This is a genomic window from Levilactobacillus muriae (assembly GCF_045862015.1).
GTDB lineage: Bacteria > Bacillota > Bacilli > Lactobacillales > Lactobacillaceae > Levilactobacillus > Levilactobacillus muriae.
In genome coordinates, this window is the sequence record NZ_BAAFRU010000059.1 from 1 (window position 1) to 1797 (window position 1797).

Consider the following 1797-nt stretch of genomic DNA (forward strand, 5'->3'; position numbering starts at 1 on the left):
TTGAAGTCGCACTGGCAAACGTGTCCCCTTGGATTTAGACCCCAGCTTGTCCCCTAGGGCTTTAAAAATCGCACCGGCCATGATATAATAGTCATTAAACAATGATGACTTTTTTGTGGCGCTCACCGATTCCCGTTGGTGGGTGTTTTTTTATGTTCTATTTTATGTAACCAATATTACTCGTTGTTTGGTGATAAATCAACATTTCTTTTTATGTATCCTTGTATCCTTGTATCCTTGTATATTCATATCCTTGTATCTAAGTATCCTTGTATCCTTGTATCTAAGTATATTAGGATACTTGCAGTCAATCTTAATTTAACGGCTTTTGAGAAGAAATGTATCCTTGTATCCTTGTATCTTTGTATCTTTGTATGTTATCATCCTTGTATCCAAGTATCCTTGTATATTAGGATACTTAATTGGAGGTCAGTATAATGGGTGAAGTAATTACTTTTGGAAATTTTAAAGGTGGCACCGGTAAAACAACAAATGCCACGCTTGCATGCCTGGCACTAGCTCGTGCTGGTAAAAAAACGCTATTAATTGATTTCGATCCTCAAGCAAACGCTACAGATATTTACTTTAAAACCGCGGCTAATTTAGGCCACGATGATATTAAATTTAATCAAACCTTGCTTGCATCAATCCAAGAAGAGGACTTATCAAGATCGTTGGTTACTTTGGATAAAAACATTGACTTTATTCCATCAAGCGCAGATTTTTCATTGTACCCACGGATTATGGAAAAAAAGTTTAAAAATAATTATAAAGATAGAGTTACATATTTTAGCAAGCTACTTGCTTCACTAAAAGAAAAATATGATTTTGTGGTATTTGATTTGCCACCGACTATTTCCTTAATTTCTGATAGCGCCTTATACGCTTCAGATTGGGTTCTGATTATCCTTCAAACTCAAGAGCACAGTCTTCAGGGTGCCGAATCGTTTCTAAAATATATACAGGAACAGGTAATCGATGAATACGAAGCACCTAGTTTGAATTTACTCGGTATACTTCCTGTGCTATTAAAGAATGGGGCGCCTGTTGATCACAGCACATTAGAAGTAACAGAAGAAGAATTTGGGAAAGAAAACATGTTAAAAACCCTAATTCGTAATATGGAAAGAATCAAAAGATATTCAATCAGAGGTGTATTTCTAAAAGATCAGTTCGATAAAAAAATAATTAGATTATACGATTCTGTGGCACAAGAAATTATTGAAAGGGCGGACTAGCATGGTGGAACTTTTACACAATCCTAACTCAAATAAAAGCAAAATAATTCCTAGAAAATCGGCGCCCCAGCCCCAAAAAGAAATTTCCATATCTTCTCTAAACGAATCAAACAAAACGAAGTCTAAACAAATAGATGGTGTTACTTTTGATACTACGCTCAGAATTGACAATCATCTAAAAAACTTTATGAAAGCTATGGTAATTTTAGGGTATAGCTCAACTCAACAAAACGGATTAGCCCAATTACAAAAAACTTTTTTTGAATCGTTAACTGAGTCTGAACAAAATACGCTTACGACTCAAATACAGACTTTGGAAACCGGCGATGCTAACAAAGTAAAAAGTAAATAATCACGTGCTCTCAGACGACACGTTCACCTTTTAGATGTATACTTGTCCGTTTAAATTAAGCAGAATGCACACAAAAAAGTCCTCTATTATGCGGAATAGAGGGCTTTTCTGAAATCAGTACATACAGGCTTTGCTTAGGAGCGTTGCTTGTGTCCATTTAGGACATACACAATCATATAACAATCAATCAATGCTGTCACTTAACTT

The 1797-nt window shown here is 35.3% G+C and carries 2 protein-coding genes; both read left to right on the forward strand.

All coding sequences use genetic code 11. The features are described 5' to 3' along the window. Positions 1-437 precede the first annotated feature (437 nt). Positions 438-1238, forward strand: a complete 801-nt coding sequence (locus ACKTSF_RS14425; RefSeq protein WP_407890272.1) for a ParA family protein — start codon at positions 438-440, stop codon at positions 1236-1238. Position 1239: 1 nt separating this feature from the next. Continuing rightward, positions 1240-1590: a DUF5388 domain-containing protein gene (locus tag ACKTSF_RS14430; protein ID WP_011222016.1), complete on the forward strand. Its 351-nt coding sequence runs from the start codon at positions 1240-1242 to the stop codon at positions 1588-1590. The last annotated feature ends 207 nt before the right edge of the window (positions 1591-1797 follow it).

Coding starts and splice junctions, on each gene's coding strand:
- ACKTSF_RS14425 (WP_407890272.1), top strand. CDS start 438: ATGGGTGAAGTAATTACTTTTGGAAATTTTAAAGGTGGCACCGGTAAA.
- ACKTSF_RS14430 (WP_011222016.1), top strand. CDS start 1,240: ATGGTGGAACTTTTACACAATCCTAACTCAAATAAAAGCAAAATAATT.